A 1,934-nucleotide genomic window follows, 5' to 3' on the forward strand; every position below is an offset into this window, starting at 1 on the left:
CCTGAATATGACGCGTGCGGGCCAACGGGCGAGAACTCCGCGGCAAGCAGCGCTACAGGCTGTCCCGAATCGCCGATGCCAGGCGCTGAAGACCCACGTCGGAGAGATGCCACCCATCCGACTGATAGGCCGCGGGAATCGGCATCCCCGCGGCTGTTTGAACAACGCCTCGAACGTCCGTGAACACAAGGCGCTTGGACCCACGAAGCCCCTCTTCGAGCAGACGGTTGAGCGCCTCAATCTCATTGTTTGAGATGAAGTCGCGGCCGTGGGCTGGGGCTACTTCTTCGTTGAGAGGAAGCACGGAGAGACACAAGATCCGTGGCCCTTCGGGGAGGCCTGTGACGAAGTCCAAGTAGTCAGAGGCGACAACCTCAGGCCCGCGGTACTTCAGGTCGTTGACCCCCGCGCAAACCACAAGGCTGCCCGCTGGCTCTAGCAGTCCGAGGACCCCCTGCATCTCCCGCAAGATCGGCACCGTGATCCCGCCTGCACCGAGCACGATGGCCCCGCCCCCAAACATTGCGGGATCCAAGTCTTTGACGATGCTATCCCCCACGATCGCCGTTCCTCCGGGTTGAAGGCCTCGGGCGTTCTGCGCCCATGGCATCATCCTCTGATAAACATCCACGCTGCGCTCCTCGGGCGGCATGAGCCCCAAAGTCTTAGCAGTCAAGGTGCGGAAGTTTGTCTTGAGGCAAACGAACACCAGCGCCCCGTGAAGGAGGACCAGGTAACTCGTCCAGAGCCAAGTGAATGGACGACCGTTGGGTTGAGGCAAGGGGAGTTCAGGTGACCTTGTCATGTTTCATCAGGCTGTGCCGTCAGTGCCCTCCATTCGCGGTGCAACAACGAGGGACGACCGAATCTACCCAACACATTCATGAGATGTCGCCGCCAATGCCTGCCATCAGTGGCCAGGCAGGGAACTACGGCTGAATCCAAGCGGAGGCGGGTCTCTTGACCCCGCCCGAGCATTGGGTGAGGCCGCCCGCGCAGCGGGCACGGGCCGAAGGCCTTTGTCTGAAGCAGCTACAGCGTGATTCGGGCGTGCTGGAGGTGCAGAGTCATGAATATGGCGGGTTGAAGAAGACGTTCACGCGTCCATCGGCACCGGACCGCCCTTTGGACGATGCACGGAGCGTTCAGATCATCCAAGGGCCCCCCTCTCCCCCCTCACAACGCACGAGAAAGACCAAAATGGACCGCCAGGCATACCTACGAAAACTCCGGGCTCGCCTAGAGCACGTTGAGGGCGCTCTTTCCCGAGCCCTTGAGCTGAATCCAAAACATGCCATCCGGCAAAAGCTTGATCAACTCAAGGAACACACGAAGAAGATCGACGAGGCGAACGACGGTTGGGAACATCACCGCGAGGGTGTCGAAGCATCCTGGAAGGCGCTCCACGGTGAGGTCAAGGCCCACCCCGGAACGCTCGGCCAGATGGCCGATTCGATCCGCGATGGTGCGGTTGAGCTCTTCAGGGCGGAACCGCCTCACTTTGCCCGGGACGCCGAAGACGACGTTCGGAGGTCCAAGGGGCACGATCGGTAGCGCGCTCGAACCTATCCTATTCACCCATCATATTCATGAGATGCCGTCGCCAATGCGTGCCATCGGTGGCTTGGAGGCTTTGCCCACCAGCTTCGGAAAGACCCTAAGCAAGCTAGCCTGATGTCCGAAGGCGAGAGCAAGGGCACGTCGACGAACCTGCCGGGCGGCGCGACTCAGTTCTACATTCCCAACCTCACCGCGGATCACGTGAAGGATTGGCACACCGATGACTTGGGCGACCAATAGCGGTCAGCACTCACGGCGGCGGGGCGGTCACCCCGGTGAACATTGGCCGCGGCAGCCCGAAAAGCGAGCGATCGCCAAAGGTGATCGCCTGACGCCGCCAGGGAGTCGATGGCGGGTGTTGGCGACGGCAGCTC

3 protein-coding genes are annotated in these 1,934 nt (G+C 61.5%); 1 reads left to right on the forward strand and 2 read right to left on the reverse strand.

Translation table 11 applies throughout. From position 1 onward, the window contains the following. Positions 1-52 precede the first annotated feature (52 nt). Positions 53-676 carry an SGNH/GDSL hydrolase family protein gene (locus tag WAO31_RS03250; RefSeq protein ID WP_509590208.1) on the reverse strand — a complete coding sequence of 208 codons (624 nt, stop codon included), beginning with the start codon at positions 674-676 and terminating at the stop codon, positions 53-55. A 524-nt stretch (positions 677-1,200) separates the two neighbouring features. On the opposite strand from WAO31_RS03250, the gene WAO31_RS03255 reads away from it, so the two are divergent. Further along, entirely contained in the window at positions 1,201-1,554 is a 354-nt protein-coding gene (locus WAO31_RS03255) for a hypothetical protein (protein ID WP_509590211.1), read from the forward strand. A 33-nt stretch (positions 1,555-1,587) separates the two neighbouring features. On the opposite strand, the gene WAO31_RS03260 is transcribed toward WAO31_RS03255, so the two are convergent. Next, positions 1,588-1,797 carry a hypothetical protein gene (locus WAO31_RS03260; RefSeq protein WP_509590213.1) on the reverse strand — a complete coding sequence of 70 codons (210 nt, stop codon included), beginning with the start codon at positions 1,795-1,797 and terminating at the stop codon, positions 1,588-1,590. Between the last annotated feature and the right edge of the window lie 137 nt (positions 1,798-1,934).

It is taken from the genome of Rhodoluna sp., from assembly GCF_049276775.1.
Classification (GTDB): domain Bacteria; phylum Actinomycetota; class Actinomycetes; order Actinomycetales; family Microbacteriaceae; genus Rhodoluna.